We start from the raw sequence: 19,071 nt of genomic DNA on the forward strand, positions 1-19,071 counted from the left end.
TAATCGAAACCTCTTGATGGCTATTTATCTGACAGAACTCGACCCCAATAACTTGAGCTTCCCGTCGCCATTTGACGCACTGGATGATCCCAATGGCTTATTAGCGTTTGGCGGTGATCTGTCGGCAGATCGTATACTAACAGCTTACCACAATGGCATATTTCCATGGTATGGCCCAGGCGAACCGATTTTATGGTGGAGCCCTTCACCTCGCGCCGTATTCAAACCCAGCCTGTTTAAACCATCAAAAAGTTTGAAGAAATTCCAACGCAAGCATCAATATCAAGTCAGTATCAACCATGCGACGGCTCAAGTGATCGACCAATGTGCCGCCCTGCGCTGCGCGGAAGAAACCTGGCTCAATGAAGATATGCGGCATGCTTACAAAGCGTTGGCAAAACAAGGGCGCTGCCACTCTGTTGAAGTATGGCAAGAAAATCGTTTGATTGGCGGCTTGTATGGGCTGTCTATCGGGCAATTGTTCTGTGGCGAATCGATGTTTAGCCTGGAAAGTAACGCATCAAAAATCGCTTTGTGGTATTTCTGCGATCATTTCCAGCAGCAAGGCGGACAATTAATTGATTGCCAAGTATTGAATGAGCACACGCAATCTTTAGGCGCATTTGAACTGGAACGAGAGAGCTTTATTCAAAGCCTGCTATCTTTAAGATATCAAGCTCTTGAGGAGCAGTGCTTTCAGCCACAATGGCTTAATTTACCCACCGAGAGATGAAATGAGTTCTGACTTGCAGCAAATTCGGATTGGTTTAACCGATAACCATCCTTGTAGCTATCTACCGAATCGACAAGAACGCGTCGCGGTCGCATTAGACCCGGAACTGCACAGCTCATCAAATTATGAAGTGTTGCTCGCCAATGGATTTCGTCGTAGTGGTGATACGATGTATAAGCCCCACTGTGAACTTTGCAGCGCCTGCCAGCCGATTCGTATTGCTATTCCAAACTTCACCCCCTCTCGCAGCCAAAAACGCCTCCTGGCCAAAGCGAAAGGGATTACCTATCAGCTCAAGGAAGAAATGGATGAGCATTGGTTTTCACTTTATAGCCGCTATATCGAAGCGCGCCATCGTGAAGGCAGTATGTATCCACCTAACCGTGAAACCTTTGCTCAGTTTTCGCATTGTGCGTGGTTAAATACACAATATTTGCACATTTACGATAACGGAAACCTAATTGGCATTGCAGTTACCGATATTCTGAGCAATAGTGCCAGTGCTTTTTATACCTTTTTCGAACCAAACAGTGAGTTTTCACTTGGAACCCTAGGGGTATTACTGCAAATTGATTATTGCCGTAACCAAGGAAAACAGTGGCTTTATCTCGGTTACCAAATTGATGAATGCCCAGCGATGAATTACAAAGTCCGCTTTCAACCGCATCAAAGGCTAGTAAATCAGACTTGGCGAGGGTAGAATACGCCCCAACTTTACTTAATTCATTTTTATCGGCGCAAATAGCCGGTTGAAATTGTCCATTTTGAAAAAGAGGAATAAATGGCTAAAGAAGACGTAATTGAGATGCAAGGCACAGTCCTTGATACTCTTCCAAACACAATGTTCCGTGTTGAGCTAGAAAACGGTCACGTAGTTACTGCTCACATCTCTGGTAAAATGCGTAAGAACTACATCCGTATTCTTACTGGTGACAAAGTAACTGTAGAGATGACTCCATACGACCTATCTAAAGGCCGCATCGTCTTCCGTGCTCGTTAATCTTTAGATTTACGAATGCAACAAAAACCGGAGCCATTGGCTCCGGTTTTTGTTTTTGCACGAAAAGCATCATTGCCGTTTATTGGCCCAGTGCTTCTTTGTAGTGCTGACGGCAAGCTGATACGTAACGATCATTCCCACCAATCGCCACTTGATCACCTTGTGCAATCGCATTACCGTGTTCGTCTGTGCGGATCACCATGTTCGCTTTACGGCCACAATGACAAATCGTTTTCAGCTCAACCAGCTTATCTGCCCAAGAAAGTAAGTATTTACTGCCTTCAAACAACTCACCAAGAAAGTCGGTACGAAGACCGTAGCACAGCACCGGAATATGCAATTTATCAACCACTTCCGTTAACTGATATACCTGCTCTTTCGATAAGAACTGACATTCATCAATCAAAATACAGTGACGCTTCTCTTCATTATTAAGGGTTTCAATCGCCTTAAACATGTCGGTTTCTGGCTTAAACAAGAAAGCATCTGACTGCAAACCAATACGCGAACTCACTTTACCAATGCCGTAGCGATCATCTAATGCCGCAGTGAAAATCACTGGGTTCATACCACGCTCTTGGTAATTAAATGACGATTGAAGAAGCGTAGTGGATTTACCCGCATTCATTGCCGAGTAATAGAAGTACATCTGAGCCACGAAAAACACCCTGTAAAAATAAACAAATCGGATAGAAAAAAGGGCTGACGATTCAGCCCCTTAAAATTATTCAAACATCCACTAACGTATTGATGTGGAGTTTATTTACGACGCCAGGTTGTGCCCTCTGCGCCATCTTCTAGCTCAATACCCATCTCGTTAAGCTTATCACGCGCTAAATCCGCGTTAGCCCAATCTTTCGATGCACGAGAATCGTTACGCAGTTTGATCAATGCTTCAATTTCAGCCACTTCATCATCGTTACCCGCATCACCTTTTAAGAAGGCCTCTGCATCTTGATGAAGAATACCAATCACTTCTGCCATTTCACGCATGACCACGCCGAGCGCGCTCGCTTGCTCTACGTTTTCAGCTTTCAGACGGTTAATCTCACGCGCCATATCAAACAGAACTGAGTAAGCTTCTGGTGTATTGAAGTCATCGTTCATCGCGTCATTAAAACGCGCTTGGTACTCTTCGCCACCTGCCGCTTCAACTGACAGATCTAGACCACGTAGCGAGGTGTATAGACGCTCAAGTGAAGCACGCGCTTGGTTTAGGTTTTCTTCGCTGTAGTTTAGTTGGCTACGGTAGTGACCAGACATTAGGAAGTAACGAACCGTTTCTGCGTCGTAGTGACCCAATACATCACGAATAGTGAAGAAGTTGCCTAGCGATTTAGACATTTTCTCTTTATCCACCATCACCATGCCGCTGTGCATCCAAGTATTCACATACTGGGTGTTATGCGCGCAGCACGATTGAGCGATTTCATTTTCGTGGTGTGGGAACTGCAGATCAGAACCACCGCCATGGATATCGAAATGATTACCAAGAATAGAAGAGTTCATTGCTGAACATTCGATGTGCCAACCTGGACGGCCTGCGCCCCATGGTGATTCCCATGTAGGTTCGCCAGGCTTAGACATTTTCCATAATACAAAGTCGAGTGGGCTGCGTTTTGCCGATTCAATATCCACGCGCGCACCAGCTTGTAGCTGATCAAGATCTTGCTTAGACAGCTTGCCGTATTCATCGAATTTGCTTACTTCAAACATCACATCGCCATTGCTTGCGACATAAGCAAAACCACGTTCAATCAGCTTTTCAACCAACGCAATGATTTCGTCGATATATTCCGTAGCACGAGGTTCAACATCTGGACGCTTCATATTCAACGCGTCAAAATCTGCGTGCATTTCACCGATAAGACGCTCAGTCAATGACTCGCAACTTTCACCGTTTTCATTGGCACGTTTGATGATTTTGTCATCAATATCCGTGATATTACGAACGAACGTCAAATCGTAACCAAGGTAACGCAAGTAGCGTGAAACCACGTCGAATGAAACAAACGTGCGGCCATGACCGATATGACAGAGATCGTAAATGGTTACCCCACAGACATACATGCCGATTTTACCAGCAGTGATTGGTTTGAATTCCTCTTTCTGTCTTGTGAGTGTGTTATATATTTTTAACATGATCTCTATGCTTAATCTGGGTGAAACAAAATAGGCACTCAGTATATCAATTCACACTTGATTAGGTAATCCCTCAAACGGTTAAAAAGCCATCATTAGCACCTATACTGGTAGGAGAACCCCTTCTTTTCACGTATTAATGTCTGAAAAGTTAAGATAGAATCTTAAGCTCAAATCAAAAACATCGGTTAAGGATACAATCATGATCACCCTTCACACTAATTTTGGTGACATCAAAGTTAAGCTAGACACTGAGAACGCTCCAGAAACAAGCGCAAACTTCCTACAGTACTGCCGTGATGGTTTTTACGACAACACACTATTCCACCGTGTTATCGATGGTTTCATGATTCAAGGTGGTGGCATGGAGTCTGGCCTACGTGAGAAGGCAACTCGTGCAACGATCAAAAACGAAGCAAACAACGGCCTAAGCAATAAAGTGGGTACACTTGCAATGGCTCGTACTATGGAACCGCATTCGGCAAGCTCTCAGTTCTTCATCAACGTGAGCAACAACACTTTCCTAGACTTCCGTAGCGAAAGCCTAGACGGTTGGGGTTACTGTGTATTTGCTGAAGTTGTTGAAGGCATGGACATCGTTGACCAAATCAAAGGTGTAAGCACTGGCTCTTACGGTATGCACCAAGATGTACCACTAGAAGACGTGGTAATCACTGGCACAACTATCGAAGCATAGTTGTCAATAAAGGGCGCTTTGCGCCCTTTTTATTAACTCTTCAAATATTATGACCACACTCTTTATCTCCGATCTGCACCTCTCTCCCAATACGACAGACATCAATCGCTGTTTCACCCAGTTCATGCGCAACGAAGCCATCCATGCTGATGCATTATATGTTCTTGGTGATCTGTTTGATTTTTGGGTAGGCGACGATGATAGCAGTGATTTTGCCAAGCAAGTTCGCGCGGAATTTAAACAACTCACCGACCGTGGTGTGCCGTGCTTTTTTGTTAAGGGCAATCGCGACTTCCTCGTCGGTCAACGCTTTGCCAAGCAAACGGGCATGACATTATTGGGGGATGAAACCGTCATCGACCTGTATGGACGTAAAGCCGTAATATTGCATGGCGACACGCTGTGTACCGAAGATACCCAATACTTGGCATTTCGTGCCAAAGTAAACCAACCTTGGCTGCAATGGGTATTCAATCGCTTACCAATGATGCTTAAAAGAAAAATCGTTGGCAAAATTCAGCAAGGCGCACGTGATACGAAACAATCCAAATCGCTGGAGATTATGGATGTAACACAAAGCGAAGTGGAAGACGTTATGACGGCACATAATGTTGATTTGATGATTCACGGCCACACCCACCGCCCAAACACGCACCGTTTTACGAGCTCGAATCAGCAGGCCATGACACGTATTGTACTTGGTGATTGGTATGAACAAGGTTCCATTTTATCTTGTGATCCACATAGCCTCACATTAGAAACACGCCCATTTGGCGAGAAATAACATCACGTTGAAGACCCCCATCATACGATTTAGCGCCGTAATACCCATGAGTGTAAGGTAGCTCTTTACTCTCAGTAGATGGCTCAATACACTAGCGCCAATTTCAGCCTAACAAATGGTGCTCGTATGAGTCATTGTCCTTGCGGCAACCTAACTAGCTATGAAGAGTGTTGCCAACCTGTCCATCTTGATCATCACCACGCTCAAACCCCAGAACAACTGATGCGTGCTCGCTATAGCGCGCATGTAAAACAGCTGGTCGACTTTGTGGTTAAGACTTACCACCCAAGCTGCGATGCTGAAGCTCAACGCGATGCGATTGCAGATTCAGTTCACAGTCACTGGTTATCTCTTGAAGTCATGGGCAGCGAAGATGGCAAAAATAGCGAAGAAGGCTTCGTTACTTTTCAAGCCTACTTTGAACAAGATGACGAAGAATACTGTCTTGAAGAGCGCTCCCGCTTTGTGCGTGAAGACGGTCTTTGGTATTACATTGATGGTGAATACACTTTGCAAGAAGAAGTACAAGATGAGCGTCTTTCTCAACCAATCAAAAGCCTCAAAGTAGGACGTAATGATCCGTGTATTTGTGGCAGCGGCAAAAAATTTAAGAAGTGCTGCGGATAATTAAACAAAAAAGGTAGATGCCACGCATCTACCTTTTTATTATCTATCTCTTACGTCAATCGATATCATTTGGGTTGACGCGGACAATGTCAGATTGTGCTTTTTGAAATTGTTTTTTGAGTTCCGCTTTGGATTTAAAACTGATTTCGCCCCCCTGAGCAACCGTCATATGTTGGGCATCATGATTATGTTTCGCTTGGTAAAGCATCACCGCTTGCATGCATGAATCACGCTGTGATTGGGAGAGAATCGTTCCTTCTGGCCACTTTCCGGTTTCAACCGCATACAGCAAACGCTCGTATGCTTCTGGAGTAATGGCATTAACTAATTGCTCAGCGTCCATGGATAATCCTTGATTGTCATTGTCTAAGCAAAACATAACTGGCTCGTTAATCGAGTCAAGACATGAACCCAGAATAAGCGTCTCTGATCACAAGCAGCAAATTATGAACAGACTCAAATTGGCCACCATGATTGGCATAGGATTTCTTTTAAGCGGGTGCTTTGAAGGAAGAAAAAACACCGACCAACTGTGTGAAGAAAATCCTGCACTGCGCTGCGAGCATCTGAATATGGACGATGGTCAGTGCCGATTACCAAGAACTGACTTAGTTTGGCATCGTTTCGAGTTAATAAAGAACCCGTCTGACGACAACAAAATTCGTGAATACCATATTCTCACTGAGTTTAAAAAATGCTTATCGCTGGCCGCTCAAATCCAACCTATCGATCAAAACAATCGTAAGGAAAAGCGCTTCACCACGCTGATGCACATTAATGATGAGTTAGTGCGAGTCGTGGCAGACATTAAACAATCCGCCTCAGCACAAGCACTCTATTTCCTGTGGAGCCAAGAGGGAGATAAGGAAGCGCGTCGCTATTTTTTACAACTCGAAGGTTCAAAAGCGCTTGAGAGTGCCGAAATGCAATATGCACTCGCCACTTTTTATACCAGCCGTGACGTAAACAAAACGTTATATCTTTTGAACCGTTCATTGGAACTGGCGGATGGGAAAAACACCAACCTTGATACGATTAAGACACTGGCGAGTCTGAACTTCCAAAACCAATATAAAGAACGCGCTTATATATGGGCGCAAGTCGCGAAGCAATACAAGGTTCCGACCGCCTCTGTACTTAACCGCCAACTTATGTATGGGTTGAGCGAAGCGCAATACCAACAACTCGATGAGATTGCGCTTGATGTATACAGCGCAATTGAAAAAGGCACTTACAGCACAGCGATCATTCCTTTATATAAGAATAATTAACGAGTCAGCCTTAATGTAAGAGCACATTGATTTTGAAAGAATGAAACAAACAGCGGTGATTTAATCACCGCTTTTTTGTTGATTGTTGAAAATTAACGACACAGAATTCACACAAAATCGCTCGCCGGTCGTCGGTGGGCCATCTGGAAAAACGTGACCTAGATGGCTATCACAGGTCGCGCAACGAATCTCAGAACGAACCATTCCGTGACTCAGATCTTCTAAATAACGCACCGCTTGATCATTAATTGGGGCATCAAAGCTTGGCCAACCACAACCTGAGTCGAACTTATTGCTTGATTGAAACAAGGGGGCTTGGCAACACGTGCACGAATAAACCCCTGATTCTCGATTGTGCAACAACTTTCCGCTAAAAGGGGCTTCTGTCCCTTGCTGTCTGCAGACGCGAAATTCCTCATCAGATAAGCGTTCGCGCCAGTATTCTTCCGGCTTGGAAACTTTTTCAATTTCTGTTTTCATTCGCTTACTCCTTTGTTTACTAATCTAATTTTAGCTAGATTATTACCAAAAACTAACCTTTCACGACCTTTTGTAGCACATACTTTCTCACCGTGATAGAGTAGTTTGAAAGCTGGCTAAGATTTGGCCATGCGACCATTTTATGTCAACTGGGCAGTAAAAAAGTAAATATCAGTATAAAAGATAACCATTTGCGACTAATTGTGAAAAAAAGCGTCGGTTTTTTTTGACATTAAACAAGTTAAGTCCGATTATCTCTTGCAGACATTTACTGGATTCTGTAATTTTACTACCAGTTATCTTTAATCAGAAATTAAGTTGTGGAGCAGCTATAATGACTATCAAAGTAGGTATTAACGGTTTTGGCCGTATCGGTCGTTTCGTATTCCGTGCAGCGCAAGAGCGCAACGACATTGAAGTTGTAGGTATTAACGACCTTATCGACGTAGAATACATGGCATACATGCTAAAGTACGACTCAACTCACGGCCGTTTCAACGGTACTGTTGAAGTTGAAGGCGGTAACCTAATCGTTAACGGTAAAACTGTACGTGTAACTGTACGTGTAACTGCAGAGCGCAACCCTGAAGATCTTAAGTGGGATGCAATCGGCGTTGACGTAGTAGCAGAAGCTACTGGTCTATTCCTAGACGACGCAACTGCACGTCAACACATCACTGCAGGTGCTAAGAAAGTTGTTCTTACTGGTCCTTCTAAAGACGCAACTCCAATGTTCGTTATGGGCGTAAACGATTCAACTTACGCAGGCCAAGACATCGTTTCTAACGCTTCTTGTACTACAAACTGTCTAGCGCCTATCGCTAAAGTTCTAAACGACAACTTCGGTATCGTTTCAGGTCTTATGACAACTGTACACGCTACTACAGCTACTCAAAAAACTGTAGATGGTCCTTCAGCTAAAGACTGGCGTGGTGGTCGTGGTGCTTCTCAGAACATCATCCCATCATCAACTGGTGCAGCTAAAGCAGTAGGCGTTGTTCTTCCAGAACTAAACGGCAAACTAACTGGTATGGCTTTCCGCGTACCAACTGCTAACGTTTCTGTAGTTGACCTAACTGTTAACCTAGAGAAAGGCGCATCTTACGAAGCTATCTGTGCAGCTATGAAAGCAGCATCTGAAGGCGAACTAAAAGGCGTTCTAGGCTACACTGAAGACCAAGTTGTTTCTCAAGACTTCATTGGCGAAGTTCAAACTTCAGTATTCGATGCTAAAGCTGGTATCGCACTAACTGATAACTTCGTTAAAGTTGTATCTTGGTACGACAACGAAATCGGTTACTCAAACAAAGTTCTTGACCTAATCGCACACATCTCTAAGTAATTTCTTAGATAACGATTAGCGAACTTTTCTTTGAGAAAAATCGTGAAAAAAGGCGGCTCTTGAGTCGCCTTTTTAGTACCTAAAAAACGGCATTTTATACTTAAAATACTGACTTTTATCGAAATTACATTCCTTTGGTTTTTCATTTTTCACCTCTTTGATCCAAAATGGGCCAACGGAATCTAATTTTAAAATTCGAGGACTCTTTTATGAACTTGTCTCAATTACCAGCAATCGCTGTTCTCTCAGATAACGTCACTATCGTTCAGCAAGGCGAAGTGAAAATCGTTCGTGTAATACACGAAAAGGCCGTAGCGGGTATTGCCCTACTGGGTGGTCACGTTGTGTCTTATCAACCGACTGGCCAAGAAGATCTTATCTGGATGAGCAAAGCCGCGATCTTTGATGGCGAGAAAGCACTGCGTGGTGGGATTCCGGTCTGTTGGCCTTGGTTTGGCCGAGTGGCGGCTCCTGCCCATGGTTTTGCCCGCAGCCAAGAGTGGGAATTGGTAGAGCACCGTGAAAATGAGCAAGGCGTGATCGTCGAATTGGCGCTATTCCCAAGCGAAGATACGCTTAGCATTTGGCCTCATTTATTTGATTTACGCTTAGTCATGGAAGTCGGTGACGAATTGAAAGTCACATTGAAAGTGCAAAACATTGACGATCATGCTTGGACATTCTCTAGCGCATTGCATACCTACTTGAACATCAGTGACATCGAACAAATGCAAGTCACTGGCATGGGCGCTGAGTATATTGATGGTTTACAAGAAGGTAAGATCTGTCAAGGCGGCGAAAACCTGATGCTAACAGCCGGTATCGATCGCGTTTACACTCAGCCAGAAGCTGTGATCAAAGTCGAAGACCAAGTGCTAAACCGTACTTTGAATATCACCAATGCCGGTCACAATTCTGCTGTTCTCTGGAACCCGTGGATCGAAGTGGCGACAGATATGGCTGACATGGAAAATGATGGTTACAAAACCATGTTCTGTGTGGAGTCCACACTTCATGCACCAACCATCAACGATGGCGTAACCCTACAACCTAATGAAAATTACGAGCTAAGCACCATTATCTCTGCTTAATCCTCCGTCAAAATTTTCTTGTTTTCCAAGCGCCCGCGTCACTGCGGGCGCTTTTGTTCTCTCGATAAGCAAATCCCTTTTGCCAAGGCTTTTTCCCGCGACGCTTTCTTGCTAGACTCTGCCGCCTAACTTCGTCTGTTGAGCTTACTATGTCTTATCAATGTCCTCTTTGTCACCTACCGCTTGCTTTTGCCGAGCGAACGTACCGCTGCAGCAATAACCATGGGTTTGATCTTGCCAAAGAAGGCTATGTCAACCTGATGCCTGTCCAGCACAAACGTTCAAAAGATCCAGGCGACAATAAAGAGATGATGCAAGCACGCCGTCGTTTCTTGGAAAAAGACTACTACCAACCGATGAAACAAGCTGTTGCACAACTGTGTGCGCAATATCTTGTCGAGACAGAGCATCAACTGCTTGATATCGGCTGTGGCGAAGGCTACTACACCGATGAAGTGGCAAATTCGCTGCGAGCGCAATCGGAAGATTCCACTGTATTTGGTTTAGACATTTCAAAAGTGGCGATTCGCTTTGCAGCCAAACGCTACCCGAATTGTCAGTTTACGGTTGCTTCCAGTCACCGCCTGCCATTTGCCGATGCAAGCTTAAACGCCATTTTACGCATCTATGCGCCATGTAAAGCGGAAGAAATGTCACGCACCTTGGCAGACAATGGTGTGGTGATTACTGTCACTCCAGCCGGACGTCACCTTTACCAACTGCGTGAGCACATCTATCAAGAAATTCGTCTACACAACGAAGAGCCTGAGCAACTAGAAGGCTTTACGTTGGAACATGAACAAAAACTCAATTACGTTATGACACTCGATCAAGGCGATGGGTTTGACCTTTTGCAAATGACGCCCTTTGCCTGGAAAGCGAGTGATGAATTGCGAGAGTTACTCAAAACCGCCACCAGCTTTGATTGTGAAGCGGACTTTATGATTCGTATCTATCGTAAAAACGCATAAACGGATACGGATCAATTGAATCGTAATTAAGCCCGATAACGCCCAACTGGCTGTTATCGGGCTTTTTTATATTGATTGCCACTTATCGACAATACCCCCCTTCATTCAATGTTCAAACACTCGCTACCGATCCATTCCCCCTCCAGAGGGTAAGGCGTGAGTAACGTCGTGATGACCATCTCCTAAAGACATCTACATTGGCTTAATTATTGCTATAAATGATTTATTGGTTTAGATGTTTTATTAATTTCACGAATATTTTCCACAAGTTTTTTGAATTGCGGTCGATACAATATTCAGTCCCCATAGGAGAAATGTATGACACCCGTTGGATTAGAGTCGGCCAGACTGACCACTATTCAGCAAGCAAAGCCTCAAGCCAAGCCCGCTGACGTTGCCACAAGTCTTAGCCCACTAAAGGCAGAAGCCAATAAGGTTACGCTGTCAGAAGAAGGCAAGGCGCTGCTTGCGGCACTCCAAGAGATCGAAAAAGAGAGTGCTAAAATGCCTTCGGCTGAAAAATCCGTTGGAGACAAAGTGGAATCTTTCGCTCATGGTGCACTGGGTATGGATCATCCAGACACGATAAAAGAGGAAGAGGATGACTCTTATTCTGCGGGGCAATTTGTGTCCGCAGCGGCAACAATTGGTGGTATTTTGCTGATGCTTGTTTAAGTTAAAAACAAGCATTTTACACAACCATTACATTTACTTATCCTTACGAATACATTTGCAATTTGTCATAGAAAAGAATAGACCGACATAATGAACTTCGTCATAGCCTTTATGGATGAAGCTAACTATGAAAAATGACTTTTCTTTGATCGACAAACCCACCTTTTTTGGTGCCATCGCACTGCTATTAATGATCGTCGTTCCTCTGATTCTATTCCCTGAGCAAGGGGCCGACTGGATCGCAATCGCAAAAACCTTTATGACCGATAAGCTCGGTTTCCTCTACCTCGCCTTGGGCATCAGTGCCTTGTTCTTTATGATTTACGTCATTTTTAGTGATATGGGGCAAATCAAACTTGGCGACGCAGATGAAAAACCCGAGTTCTCCACCATGTCTTGGGCCGCTATGCTTTTTTGTGGTGGTATTGGCGCAAGCATCCTGTATTGGGGATGTATTGAATGGGCTTACTATTACCAAGCGCCCCCTTTCCAATTAGAACCAGGTAGTGAAGAAGCGGTTCGCTGGGCGGCCACTTATGGCATTTTCCACTGGGGACCGATTGCATGGGCGATCTATATGATCCCAGCACTGCCAATCGCCTATTTCTTCTATGTCCGCAAGCAACCCGTTCTCAAAGTATCAAGCGCATTAATGCCTGTTCTTGGGGAAGAACGCAGTAAAGGGACTGTGGGGAAAATTGTGGATGTGCTATTTATCTTCGGTCTTCTTGGCGGCGCGGCCACCAGCTTGGGTCTTGCTGCACCGCTCATTGGTGAAGGGCTGCATTACTTATTTGGCTTGCCTAAAAACACCTTTAGCCAAGTCTTAGTACTTCTCGTGTGTACGGCTATCTTTGCCTATTCGTCCTACGCGGGCTTAGAAAAAGGCATTAAATTCTTAAGTAACGTCAATTTTTGGGGTGCTATGGGACTGTTAGCATTCGTTCTATTTGCCGGGCCAACCATTTTTATGCTGGAAACGGGGCTCGATTCAATCGGACGAATGCTGTCTAACTTCTTTATGATGGCAACATGGGCAGAACCATTTGGTGGCTACGGCTCATTTGAGGATACTCATTTCCCACAAGATTGGACCATCTTCTACTGGGCATGGTGGTTAGTCTTTGCGCCGAGCATGGGGCTTTTTGTTGCACGCATTTCACGTGGCCGTACCATTAAAGAAATGGTCTCAGGTGCTATTTTCTTCGGTTCATTGGGCTGTTTTCTTTTCTTCATGATTCTGGGTAACTACGGTTTATCACTGCAATTATCAGGTGAGCTTGATGTGGTTGGCATTCTCAATACTGAAGGGGCAACCAAAGCGATTTTCTCGATGCTAGAAATGCTACCAATGGGTACCGCCGTTATTGCCGTCTTTACCGTGTTATGTATTATTTTTACAGCGACGACTTTCGACTCGATCTCTTACATCCTAGCCTCTGTGGTGCAAAACAATGTGACGGAAGAGCCAATGCGTTGGAACCGTATGTTCTGGGCATTTACCCTCTCCTTCCTACCAACGGTATTGATGTTTATGGGTGGCTTAAGCACCTTACAAACTGCCGCGATTGTTGGCGGTTTACCGCTGCTGGGAATTTCCGTTATGTTGATGATCTCGGCAGTACGTGCGACCTCACTCGATCTTCGCCATCAAGACGACTATGTAGAGTCCACCATCAATATTGAGGAGTTACCTGACGTAGACCCATGGTCAACCGAAGGGATGGCGCTAGCACGTTTCGAGAAAGCCCGTGATACCGCGCAGGAAGCGGCTGAGGCCGAGCGTCTAGCCATGAATGAACTGGCGCATGTACGTAAACAAATTCGTGCTTTTGCACTGGAGCATAGCTTAGATGAAAACTACGCTGATCATAATTTGCCACAAGAACTGCAAGATGCGTTACAACACGCCCTTGATAACATAGCCAAAGCAAAAGAGTATAAACAACAAGCTTCCGAGCTTTCACAACAAGCAAGAATGGATTTCGACAACGTCATTCCAAATCCATCCTAAGCCGTGTCATATCTTCAAATGAAAGCCCACTCTGTGGGCTTTTTTACATCAGCCACCGTCCTCTTCATTTAATCATTCCCAGGAAATTCAAACCCGATTAATCAGGTGACTCTTCGGCAAGGCAACGCATTGGCACACCCAATGTCATTAGACCAAAATCAAAGTTGGAATATGAATCATTGATGACAATTTTGTGCCGCAACAAAACTGACATCTAAGCATGATTAAGTAAGTTCGTCTTAAAAGAGTATCTTTTCACAGGAATTAGAATGAAATACCGACTCACACCTACAATGAACGCCGTCGCCACCGCGATGATTGCAAGCACCCTTTCTTTCGGCGCCGCGTCGGCTGAAATAAAAAATGTCATTCTCATGATCGGCGATGGTATGGGCCCGCAACAAGTTGGCTTATTAGAAACCTACGCCAATCAAGCACCACATTCGATTTATAAAGGTCAAAAAACAGCGCTCTATAATCTGGCCGACGAAGGGGTCATTGGCTCTTCTCTGACGCATCCAGAAGATGCCATCGTGGTTGATTCCGCTTGCTCAGCCACCATGCTAGCCACCGGACAATACACCGCGTCTGAGGTAATTGGTGTTGATTCTCAAGGCAATCACGTTGAAACCGTATTAGAAAAAGCGAAAAAGCAAGGTAAGGCGACGGGATTGGTTTCAGATACTCGCCTCACCCACGCAACGCCAGCCGCCTTTGCCGCGCATCAACCGCACCGCTCACTAGAAAATGATATTGCGGTAGATATGCTCGCCAACAATGTCGATGTGATGCTCTCTGGTGGCCTTCGTCACTGGGTTCCTAAGTCAACCAACGATAAAGGCAGCACCTACCAAGCACTCGAAAAACTGACTCAAGGTGATGTCTACCTAAAATCAAAACGAAAAGATGAGCGAAACTTACTGCAAGAAGCAAGTGACAGTGGCTACTCATTGGCGTTCAACCGCCAAATGCTCGAGCAAGCGCAAGGCGACAAGTTGCTTGGCTTATTCGCCTACTCAGGGATGAATGACGGCATCGCTTACCACAACAGTAAGAATGATCCCAAACGCACCCAGCCATCATTGGCAGAAATGACCACCAAAGCGATCGATATTCTCTCCAAAGATGAAGATGGGTTCTTTTTGATGGTAGAAGGAGGACAAATTGACTGGGCAGGACACAGCAACGATGCAGGTACCATGCTGCATGAAATGATCAAATTTGATGAAGCCGTTGATTCCGTTTATCAGTGGGCAAAAGATCGTGATGACACCATTATCATTGTGACTGCAGACCATGAAACGGGCTCATTTGGTTTTAGCTACTCATCAAGCGATTTACCAAAACCACAAAAGCGCAGCGGCAAAGCCTTCGAGCAACGAGACTATGCGCCAAACTTCAACTTTGGCCAATTCTCCATCCTTGATGGACTCTACAACCAGAAAATGAGTTATTACGGTATGATAAGCCGTTTCCAAGAATTGGATAAAGCGCAGCAAACGCCAGAAAGACTCGCGAAAATCGTCAATGAAAATAGCGACTTTCCCATCACCGCAGAGCAAGCCGAGCGTGTATTACAAAGCAAGCCAAATCCATACCGCTTAGCGAGCCACAAATACTTGGCAGAGAAGGACGTTCCGGCCATTAATGATTTCGATGCATTCTTCCCATACAACGACCGCGGTAACCTGCTAGCAAGGGAACAAGCAACGGCACAAAATACCGTTTGGGGCACAGGTACTCACACTCACACGCCAGTCAACGTATTTGCATGGGGGCCGGCAGAAAAGATCTTACCCGTCTCGAAAATCATGCATCACTCGGAATTGGGCGATTACCTGATGACACAAGTTAAGTAATTCATCGAACAAAAGACGATAATGAAAAAGCGCCTCTGATGCCTGATCAGGGCGCTTTTGTTATCAAACTCTCTTAGGCGTCTTTCTTCTCCACCATGTGCAAATGCACATCTTGTTGTGGGAAAGGAATCGACAACCCTTCACGATCAAAACGTAATTTGACCTCTTTCGTGACATCCCAATACACATCCCAGTAATCTTCTGTTTTGACCCAAGGACGAACAATAAAATCGATTGATGACGTGTTAAGGGTATGTACTTTTATCATTGGCTCAGGTGTACGCAACACCATTGGATGTGAAACGATAATATCTTCAAGAACCGATTCAGCCAGCAGTAAATCATCGCTATAGCCGATACCGAATACCATATCAACTCGGCGGATACGTTCATGCGTCACGTTCTTGATAACATCGCCCCAAATTTTACTGTTCGGCACAATGATGATCTGATTATCAAAGGTACGAATCGTGGTATTCACCAAGCTCATATGACTCACCTTGCCATCAACCCCACCGGCATAAACAAAATCCCCGACATCAAAGGGGCGGTAAATCAACAGCATCATGCCTGCGGCAAAGTTAGACAGCGTATCTTGCAAAGCAAAACCGATAATGACCCCAGCAATACCGAAACCAGTTAGAATGGGGGCTAAATTGAGGCCGATTTGAGAAAGGCCGACCATAATACCGATAACCCAAACCGCTTTACCTGACATAGAGACAAAGAAGTCTTGCATCAACTGTGACATTTTTAAGTTTTTAGATGAGACCGTTCTCGTCACTAATTTACGTGCAACGCCCGCCAGTCCCTTCGCAATCAGCAAAATAAAAGCAAAGACCATCAACTGGAACAGGTGCTGTGGCGCATTATCCACAATCCAATCAAAGGCATTGCGCGACCATGTTGTAATAATGGCCAAAATCACCTGAGTATTCAGCAAGTCATGGGTAATGTTGCCTGTCACCTCAAAGGCCAAGCGCTTGTATTCTGAGGTGGATAAGCCGAGATGATCACCAATCGTAATCAAATCACGCATGCTGTTCGTCGCGATATCTAACCGCTGTTTAATGATCAATTGATTGAGTTGAATCGAGGCTTTTTCAGATTCTGGGCTCGTGGCCAATTGTGTCGTGGTAAATTCAAGCTGTTGGTTAAAATACTCCACCGATGCAGACAGCAAACGCAGGCGTATATTGGTGGATTCACGCAGCGCTTCCTCTAGCTTTTCGTCCGGTTTATCCAGCTTTTTTAGCCAAGTAACATTTTGCCAATTGGATTGATAAATCGAATCTAAATATTGCTGAAGTTCGCGATAATGATTCAGTAGCGCAAGTTTATCTTCTGGCTTGGCGCTATCAATTTGTAGGCTGAGCTCTTTGATCTTGGCATCTAGATACTCTGTCGCGCCACTGGCATAGCGTTTTTGAATCGAGATCTGCTTTAACAATGCCGCTTCGGTTAATCCTCCGTGACTGACAGCAGAAGCGAGCTTCGTTCTGAGTTCTTCATTTTTTTGAAAGAGCTGTAACTGAATCGCATCGCGTTCATCACCGGTGGATGACGCTAAGCTCTGTGAAAGGTCGACAATATCTTGATTAATCGATTGAATCGCCAGCTCTGTTTTCGACAACTGAGGCGCATCGGTTGCTTGCTCAGCAAAGGCCGACAAAGAAAAAAAACTGATAACTAGAGTAAGAAAAAAAGGCTTACTAAAAATGAACGACATACCTACCTCACTGACTAAAGCTAGCTAGTATAAGCCTAGCGGAATCCCTTCATACCGTATCAATCTACGGTTAAACGTAAGTGTAGTTGGGATGTTAAATCAGAACAGTGACTAAAGAATAAAAACCGCGCACCAGTCGAAAAACTCACCATGTAAACCAGAAAGAAAAAAGGCTTACCGAAGTAAGCCTTTTCAATCAAAAACGATGTGAGTGTTCACGCCACATATTTAATGGCTCGTGCTGAGAGCACCGTTACACTTTTTTTGCGGCCCAATCTGGCAAGTTTTGAATATGGTTTTGCCAGTCAACGACTTCAATCTCGTACACCACTTTGTTACGCACGCTTGCACCCGCTTTATGCATCGCCGCTTTTGAACCCGTAATCAAAGGGTGCCACTCTGGCAGAGGCTCGTTACGCGCCAATAAACGATATGCACACGTATGCGGTAACCACTCAAAGTCTTCAATATCGTCACGCGTTAGCTTGGTGCAGTCTTCATCTGAAGTGAAGCGATTCGCGTAATCTTTGCATGAACAGGTTTTTGTATTTAACCAACTACACGCCACGTTGGTGTAGTAGATTTCATCGGTATCTTCATCCATGAGTTTATGTAGACAACATTTACCGCAACCATCACAGAGTGCTTCCCACTCTTGATCGCTCATTTGTTCTAGTTTTTTAGTTTCCCAAAATTGTTCGCTCATAGACTCATACTTCGATTCAAAACAGGGGGCGATTTATACCGCTCTCATCCAATAAGTGCAAGTCCTCAACCAAAATAACCACTTTACGCAAGCTGTTCTATTCTTAATAGACTCAAGTCACCTCGAAATGGCCGATGCAGCGAGAATGACTTGGGTATAGATCAAATACACATTAATTGAAGGAGCAAACATGGGTATTCTTTCGTGGATCATTCTTGGTCTAATCGCTGGCGCACTGGCAAAATGGTTAATGCCGGGCAATGATGGCGGCGGTTGGATTGCAACGATGGTGTTGGGGATCGCTGGCGCATTTGTCGGAGGCTTCCTTGGTAGCTTCATGGGTTTTGGCGGGGCCGACGGCATCAACATCGGCAGTATTGTTACCGCAACCGTTGGGGCATTCGTTCTACTGTTTGTTTACAATCGTTTTTTACGAGGCTAAGACCTCGCAACACCACGGTGAATGATTGGCCCCTTCGTTGGGGCTTTTTGTTTTTTATCGCTTAGGGCTCATCGTCTATAGATAAAGTGTACTGGTATCAACGGCGACAATCCTCTAGAATCGCCCCTCTTAAATTTCTCAACCCCGTTTAAAGGTACACGCATGACGACAATGGCTATTGATGTTTCTGATTGGTCTCCTTGTATCTCAGTCAAACTTAACCGTGGTTGTGGCGCGTGCTGCATTGCTCCCTCTATAAGCTCACCCATTCCTGGCATGCCAAACGGCAAGCCTTCTGGTGTTCGTTGTATCCAGCTTAACGAAAGCAACCTATGCAAAATTTTTGGCCAACCGGATCGCCCTGCGGTTTGTTCCGCCTTTGATAGCGAGGATTTCATTTGCGCTGGCGGTCCAGAGAAAGCACTTGAGATTCTATTAGATTTAGAAGACGCAACAAGGTAAGTCCACGTCATCACTGACCGATAGCCTTCTTCTTTGTCTTAGGATA

Annotated in this window: 21 protein-coding genes; 15 read left to right on the forward strand and 6 right to left on the reverse strand. The window is 44.8% G+C overall.

Translation table 11 applies throughout. The annotated features are described in order from the left end of the window. Positions 1-16: 16 nt before the first annotated feature. The 3 genes from aat to infA all read left to right on the forward strand — a co-directional run bounded on the left by aat (position 17) and on the right by infA (position 1,733). Positions 17-733 carry a leucyl/phenylalanyl-tRNA--protein transferase gene (gene aat / locus OJ16_RS13390; protein ID WP_040991537.1) on the forward strand — a complete coding sequence of 239 codons (717 nt, stop codon included), beginning with the start codon at positions 17-19 and terminating at the stop codon, positions 731-733. 1 nt (position 734) lies between these two features. Continuing rightward, positions 735-1,433 (forward strand): arginyltransferase, encoded by a 699-nt coding sequence (locus OJ16_RS13395; protein WP_040991539.1) that lies wholly within the window; start codon positions 735-737, stop codon positions 1,431-1,433. An 81-nt stretch (positions 1,434-1,514) separates the two neighbouring features. Then, positions 1,515-1,733, forward strand: coding sequence for a translation initiation factor IF-1 (infA, locus tag OJ16_RS13400; RefSeq protein WP_001040192.1), 219 nt, complete (start codon positions 1,515-1,517; stop codon positions 1,731-1,733). Between the two features lie 79 nt (positions 1,734-1,812). Here the strand turns inward: infA and OJ16_RS13405 are convergent, their stop codons facing one another. Continuing rightward, positions 1,813-2,391 (reverse strand): thymidine kinase, encoded by a 579-nt coding sequence (locus OJ16_RS13405; protein ID WP_040991687.1) that lies wholly within the window; start codon positions 2,389-2,391, stop codon positions 1,813-1,815. A gap of 101 nt (positions 2,392-2,492) precedes the next feature. After that, complete coding sequence (cysS, locus tag OJ16_RS13410) at positions 2,493-3,875, reverse strand: cysteine--tRNA ligase (protein WP_040991689.1); 1,383 nt, start codon at positions 3,873-3,875, stop codon at positions 2,493-2,495. A 202-nt stretch (positions 3,876-4,077) separates the two neighbouring features. Here cysS and OJ16_RS13415 point away from each other — a divergent pair, with 202 nt between their 5' ends. The 3 genes from OJ16_RS13415 to OJ16_RS13425 all read left to right on the forward strand — a co-directional run bounded on the left by OJ16_RS13415 (position 4,078) and on the right by OJ16_RS13425 (position 5,983). After that, on the forward strand, positions 4,078-4,572 hold the full coding sequence (locus OJ16_RS13415) for a peptidylprolyl isomerase (RefSeq protein WP_040991691.1): 495 nt from the start codon (positions 4,078-4,080) through the stop codon (positions 4,570-4,572). Positions 4,573-4,621: 49 nt separating this feature from the next. Continuing rightward, on the forward strand, positions 4,622-5,356 hold the full coding sequence (gene lpxH / locus OJ16_RS13420) for a UDP-2,3-diacylglucosamine diphosphatase (protein ID WP_040991693.1): 735 nt from the start codon (positions 4,622-4,624) through the stop codon (positions 5,354-5,356). A 126-nt stretch (positions 5,357-5,482) separates the two neighbouring features. Continuing rightward, complete coding sequence (locus OJ16_RS13425; RefSeq protein WP_040991815.1) at positions 5,483-5,983, forward strand: YchJ family protein; 501 nt, start codon at positions 5,483-5,485, stop codon at positions 5,981-5,983. Between the two features lie 55 nt (positions 5,984-6,038). On the opposite strand, the gene OJ16_RS13430 is transcribed toward OJ16_RS13425, so the two are convergent. Continuing rightward, positions 6,039-6,326: a YeaC family protein gene (locus tag OJ16_RS13430; protein WP_040991696.1), complete on the reverse strand. Its 288-nt coding sequence runs from the start codon at positions 6,324-6,326 to the stop codon at positions 6,039-6,041. Positions 6,327-6,429: 103 nt separating this feature from the next. On the opposite strand from OJ16_RS13430, the gene OJ16_RS13435 reads away from it, so the two are divergent. Beyond that, positions 6,430-7,254, forward strand: coding sequence for a DUF2989 domain-containing protein (locus tag OJ16_RS13435; protein WP_040991698.1), 825 nt, complete (start codon positions 6,430-6,432; stop codon positions 7,252-7,254). A 60-nt stretch (positions 7,255-7,314) separates the two neighbouring features. Here the strand turns inward: OJ16_RS13435 and msrB are convergent, their stop codons facing one another. Continuing rightward, positions 7,315-7,734 (reverse strand): peptide-methionine (R)-S-oxide reductase MsrB, encoded by a 420-nt coding sequence (gene msrB, locus OJ16_RS13440; protein ID WP_040991701.1) that lies wholly within the window; start codon positions 7,732-7,734, stop codon positions 7,315-7,317. A 334-nt stretch (positions 7,735-8,068) separates the two neighbouring features. On the opposite strand from msrB, the gene gap reads away from it, so the two are divergent. From gap to OJ16_RS13470, 6 genes are all read left to right on the forward strand, one after another. Further along, positions 8,069-9,076: a type I glyceraldehyde-3-phosphate dehydrogenase gene (gene gap, locus OJ16_RS13445; protein ID WP_040991703.1), complete on the forward strand. Its 1,008-nt coding sequence runs from the start codon at positions 8,069-8,071 to the stop codon at positions 9,074-9,076. 209 nt (positions 9,077-9,285) lie between these two features. Next, complete coding sequence (locus OJ16_RS13450) at positions 9,286-10,167, forward strand: D-hexose-6-phosphate mutarotase (protein ID WP_040991705.1); 882 nt, start codon at positions 9,286-9,288, stop codon at positions 10,165-10,167. Between the two features lie 149 nt (positions 10,168-10,316). Next, positions 10,317-11,138, forward strand: a complete 822-nt coding sequence (gene rlmA, locus OJ16_RS13455) for a 23S rRNA (guanine(745)-N(1))-methyltransferase (RefSeq protein ID WP_040991707.1) — start codon at positions 10,317-10,319, stop codon at positions 11,136-11,138. A gap of 318 nt (positions 11,139-11,456) precedes the next feature. After that, positions 11,457-11,813, forward strand: coding sequence for a hypothetical protein (locus OJ16_RS13460; RefSeq protein WP_040991709.1), 357 nt, complete (start codon positions 11,457-11,459; stop codon positions 11,811-11,813). Positions 11,814-11,940: 127 nt separating this feature from the next. Continuing rightward, entirely contained in the window at positions 11,941-13,827 is a 1,887-nt protein-coding gene (locus OJ16_RS13465; RefSeq protein ID WP_040991711.1) for a BCCT family transporter, read from the forward strand. Between the two features lie 293 nt (positions 13,828-14,120). After that, positions 14,121-15,686 carry an alkaline phosphatase gene (locus tag OJ16_RS13470; RefSeq protein ID WP_408063504.1) on the forward strand — a complete coding sequence of 522 codons (1,566 nt, stop codon included), beginning with the start codon at positions 14,121-14,123 and terminating at the stop codon, positions 15,684-15,686. A gap of 73 nt (positions 15,687-15,759) precedes the next feature. On the opposite strand, the gene OJ16_RS13475 is transcribed toward OJ16_RS13470, so the two are convergent. After that, positions 15,760-17,415, reverse strand: a complete 1,656-nt coding sequence (locus OJ16_RS13475; RefSeq protein WP_040991714.1) for a mechanosensitive ion channel domain-containing protein — start codon at positions 17,413-17,415, stop codon at positions 15,760-15,762. A gap of 253 nt (positions 17,416-17,668) precedes the next feature. Further along, the gene (locus OJ16_RS13480; RefSeq protein WP_040991716.1) at positions 17,669-18,121 is read right to left on the reverse strand and encodes a YcgN family cysteine cluster protein; all 453 of its coding nucleotides are present in this window, start codon (positions 18,119-18,121) and stop codon (positions 17,669-17,671) included. Positions 18,122-18,311: 190 nt separating this feature from the next. Between OJ16_RS13480 and OJ16_RS13485 the strand changes: the two genes are divergently transcribed. Together OJ16_RS13485 and OJ16_RS13490 are read left to right on the forward strand one after the other, a co-directional pair. Then, on the forward strand, positions 18,312-18,563 hold the full coding sequence (locus OJ16_RS13485) for a GlsB/YeaQ/YmgE family stress response membrane protein (protein ID WP_040991718.1): 252 nt from the start codon (positions 18,312-18,314) through the stop codon (positions 18,561-18,563). A gap of 171 nt (positions 18,564-18,734) precedes the next feature. After that, on the forward strand, positions 18,735-19,025 hold the full coding sequence (locus OJ16_RS13490) for a YkgJ family cysteine cluster protein (protein ID WP_052810409.1): 291 nt from the start codon (positions 18,735-18,737) through the stop codon (positions 19,023-19,025). Positions 19,026-19,071: the final 46 nt, after the last annotated feature.

The organism is Vibrio renipiscarius, from assembly GCF_000827885.1.
Taxonomy (GTDB): domain Bacteria; phylum Pseudomonadota; class Gammaproteobacteria; order Enterobacterales; family Vibrionaceae; genus Vibrio; species Vibrio renipiscarius.